At 66.8% G+C, this 4,025-nt stretch carries 4 protein-coding genes; 3 read left to right on the top strand and 1 reads right to left on the bottom strand.

All coding sequences use genetic code 11. From position 1 onward, the window contains the following. Positions 1–234 precede the first annotated feature (234 nt). From CCN51_RS49510 to clpX, 3 genes are all read left to right on the top strand, one after another. Positions 235–849 (top strand): ATP-dependent Clp protease proteolytic subunit, encoded by a 615-nt coding sequence (locus CCN51_RS49510; RefSeq protein WP_043487611.1) that lies wholly within the window; start codon positions 235–237, stop codon positions 847–849. Between the two features lie 52 nt (positions 850–901). Next, positions 902–1,573: an ATP-dependent Clp protease proteolytic subunit gene (locus tag CCN51_RS49505; RefSeq protein WP_014179675.1), complete on the top strand. Its 672-nt coding sequence runs from the start codon at positions 902–904 to the stop codon at positions 1,571–1,573. A gap of 178 nt (positions 1,574–1,751) precedes the next feature. After that, on the top strand, positions 1,752–3,038 hold the full coding sequence (clpX, locus tag CCN51_RS49500) for an ATP-dependent Clp protease ATP-binding subunit ClpX (protein ID WP_014179676.1): 1,287 nt from the start codon (positions 1,752–1,754) through the stop codon (positions 3,036–3,038). 112 nt (positions 3,039–3,150) lie between these two features. Here clpX and CCN51_RS49495 read toward each other — a convergent pair. Then, the coding region (locus tag CCN51_RS49495) for a DUF397 domain-containing protein (protein ID WP_143676177.1) at positions 3,151–4,025 on the bottom strand (875 nt) is incomplete at its 5' end.

The raw sequence follows: 4,025 nt of genomic DNA, 5'->3' as shown, positions 1-4,025 counted from the left end.
GCCCCTGTACCCCGCGCCCGGCCCCCGCCGAGCCACGCCACCGGCCGGAACCTGCGCTCAGAGCGAACAGTTCCTGATGCGGGATGGCGGCCGCCGACCAGCGCGTTAGGGTCCGTAGATACGAGGGCAGGGGAGTCCCACGAGCCCGCCGGAGCTTACCGGCGGTTACGCCCCCGCGTCCCAGAAGAAGACGCTGAGACGGCCAGTCGCCGTCAGAGACGAGCAGGTGGATACGTGACGAATACGATGCCTTCCGCCGCCGGCGAGCCGACCTTCGGAGGCCTCGGCGACCAGGTCTACAACCGGCTGCTCGGTGAGCGGATCATCTTCCTCGGCCAGCCGGTCGACGACGACATCGCCAACAAGATCACCGCGCAGCTGCTGCTCCTCGCGGCGGAGCCGGACAAGGACATCAACCTTTACATCAACTCTCCGGGCGGCTCGATCACGGCCGGCATGGCGATCTACGACACCATGCAGTACATCAAGAACGACGTGATCACCATCGCCATGGGCCTTGCCGCCTCGATGGGCCAGTTCCTGCTGAGCGCGGGCACCCCCGGTAAGCGCTTCGCGCTGCCGAACGCCGAGATCCTGATCCACCAGCCGTCCGCGGGCCTCGCGGGCTCCGCGTCGGACATCAAGATCCACGCCGAGCAGCTGCTGCGCACGAAGAGGAAGATGGCCGACCTCACCGCCTTCCACACCGGCCAGACCGTTGAGCAGATCACCCGCGACTCCGACCGCGACCGCTGGTTCTCGGCCGAGGAGGCCAAGGCGTACGGCCTGGTCGACGAGGTCATCGCCTCCGCCGCACACATCCCGGGAGGCGGCGGCACCGGGGCTTGATCCGCCCGCTCGCAGCCGACCCAGCCCACTGCTCATCACCAGGACGGTGCATGTGAACACCCAGAACTTCCCCGGCAGCGGTCTGTACGCCCGCTACGCCGGCCCGCAGGCCGAGGCCCGCTATGTCGTCCCGCGCTTCGTCGAGCGGACCTCCCAGGGCATCCGGGAGTACGACCCGTACGCGAAGCTCTTCGAAGAGCGCGTGATCTTCCTCGGCGTGCAGATCGACGACGCCTCCGCCAACGACGTCATGGCGCAGCTGCTGTGCCTGGAGTCGATGGATCCCGACCGCGACATCTCGATCTACATCAACTCGCCCGGCGGCTCATTCACCGCGCTGACCGCCATTTACGACACGATGCAGTTCGTGAAGCCCGACATCCAGACGGTCTGCATGGGCCAGGCGGCCTCCGCCGCGGCCGTGCTGCTCTCCGCCGGCACGCCCGGTAAGCGGATGGCGCTGCCGAACGCCCGGGTGCTGATCCACCAGCCGTACAGCGAGACCGGCCGCGGCCAGGTCTCCGACCTGGAGATCGCGGCCAACGAGATTCTGCGGATGCGTTCGCAGCTCGAGGAAATGCTGGCCAAGCACTCCACGACGCCGATCGAGAAGATCCGCGACGACATCGAGCGGGACAAGATCCTCACGGCCGAGGAATCGCTGTCGTACGGTCTGATCGACCAGATCGTCTCGACCCGCAAGACCTCGGTGGGCCTGGGCTGAACTCCGGTATCGGCGCCTCCCTTGTACCGAGTAGGGCCAAGGGGGGCCCGAACCGGGCCCTGGGCAAGGTACCGTCATAGGGGGCTGGGGTCGGCCCCCGGTAACAGAAGCAGAAAGCGCAGCGCAAGCACCCGGATTCGCGAAACTGAGCGGATCCAAGGCGAAGGGGAATCACCTCGTGGCACGCATCGGTGACGGCGGCGACCTGCTCAAGTGCTCGTTCTGCGGGAAGAGCCAGAAGCAGGTGAAGAAGCTCATCGCGGGCCCGGGTGTGTACATCTGCGATGAGTGCATCGATCTCTGCAACGAGATCATCGAGGAAGAGCTCGCCGAGACCTCCGAGGTGCGCTGGGAGGAACTTCCCAAGCCGCGTGAGATCTACGAGTTCCTCGAGGGCTATGTCGTCGGCCAGGAGGCCGCGAAAAAGGCGCTTTCCGTCGCCGTCTACAACCACTACAAGCGGGTTCAGGCAGGCGAGAACAGCGCCCACAACCGGGACGACGGCATCGAGTTGGCGAAGTCCAACATCCTGCTTCTCGGCCCGACCGGCTCCGGTAAGACCCTGCTGGCGCAGACCCTCGCCCGGATGCTGAACGTCCCCTTCGCCATCGCCGACGCCACCGCCCTCACCGAGGCGGGCTATGTCGGCGAGGACGTGGAGAACATTCTCCTGAAGCTGATCCAGGCCTCCGACTACGACGTCAAGAAGGCCGAGACGGGCATCATCTACATCGACGAGATCGACAAGGTGGCCCGCAAGAGCGAGAACCCCTCGATCACCCGCGATGTCTCAGGCGAGGGCGTTCAGCAGGCGCTGCTGAAGATCCTGGAAGGCACCACCGCCTCGGTGCCGCCGCAGGGCGGCCGCAAACACCCGCACCAGGAGTTCATCCAGATCGACACGACGAATGTGCTGTTCATCGTGGGCGGTGCCTTCGCCGGTCTGGAGAAGATCATCGAATCGCGGGCCGGCGCCAAGGGCATCGGCTTCGGCGCCACGATCCGCTCCAAGCGCGAAATCGAGGCCAGCGACCAGTTCCAGGAGGTCATGCCGGAGGACCTGGTGAAGTTCGGGATGATCCCGGAGTTCATCGGCCGCCTCCCCGTCATCACCTCCGTCCACAACCTGGACCGCGAGGCGCTGCTGCAGATCCTCGTCGAACCGCGGAACGCGCTGGTCAAGCAGTACCAGCGGCTCTTCGAACTCGACGGCGTGGAACTCCACTTCGACCGCCCCGCCCTGGAGGCCATCGCCGACCAGGCGATCCTGCGCGGCACCGGCGCGCGCGGCCTGCGCGCCATCATCGAAGAGGTCCTGATGTCGGCGATGTACGAGGTGCCGTCCCGCAAGGACGTCGCCCGCGTCGTGATCACCGAGGACGTCGTCCACTCCAACGTCAACCCGACCCTCGTGCCGCGCAGCCGCGGCAGCGAGCCGGGTGAGCGCCACGAGAAGAGCGCGTAAGGCCGCCGCAAGGCGCCTGTAGGACGCGAGGAGGGTCCCGGGTTTCCCCCGGGACCCTCCTCGCGTCCTATGGGCCTCAGCGCGCCTCTCAGAGGGCCTGGCACCCGGGAGGTCACGAAACGTCGTCGAGTGCGCCTGCCTTGACCCTCGATATGAACGCCCGCAGCGTGCGTCGTGTCGTCACCAGGACGACGTCGGGCTCGTCGCTCTCGCGGAGCAGGACCGCGCCGTCCCTCGCGGCGGCGACGTAGACGCAGGACGAAGCTTCTTCGCTGTACGTGGACTTCCGCCAGCCGAGCGTGGACAACGCCATCTCCCTTTCAGATCTCCTGTGCGATGCGCCGAATGAAGTCCCGTGATTCCGCCGCCCCAAGAGCGGCAGGGTGGTGCGGAGGATCTCGTGCACCTCGCGGGGGCGCACGGTGAGTTGTCTGCCACGTCGTTGGGAGGTGGTGCAATGGTCGCGGACGGGGCAGGGCCCGCAGGTGTCGGTGGCGAACTGGATGACGATGGCCTGGGTGTTGCGCTGGCGGGTTGCGGACCAGTGCCGGCTGGTGTGACCCTGCGGACAGAGCGCGTGCTGCTGGTCGTAGTTGATGGTGAAGTCCTCGGCGGCGTATCCGGCGCGGGCTCTGGCCTGGGCGGAGGTATTCTCCCGGAGCGGGGTGATCAAGGTGATGCCCCAGGCGGCGCGGGCACCGGCGACCAGCTCGGCGGAGGAGTACCCGGAATCGAGATAGTGCTCGCCGGGCAGCAGGCCGCGTCTGTGCAGTGCCTGGTGGACCGGCTCGGTCATCTCCACATCAGTGACCGTCGCGTCCGTAGTGGCCACGTTCGTGATCAGGTTCGGCCCGCCGTTCCCTCCTTCGGGACCGGCTGAGGGACCGGTGGGGGTGCAGGTCTCGCTGATGTGGAGTTTGCAGCCCATCCAGCCCAAGCCGCCGTGATCCTTGCGGCTGAACCGTGCATCGGTGTCATACGGCGAGG

This window comes from Streptomyces milbemycinicus, from assembly GCF_002154605.1.
Lineage (GTDB): Bacteria > Actinomycetota > Actinomycetes > Streptomycetales > Streptomycetaceae > Streptomyces > Streptomyces milbemycinicus.
The sequence above is the reverse complement of the archived record's forward strand: the minus strand, read 5'-3'. Positions and strand labels throughout refer to the sequence as shown.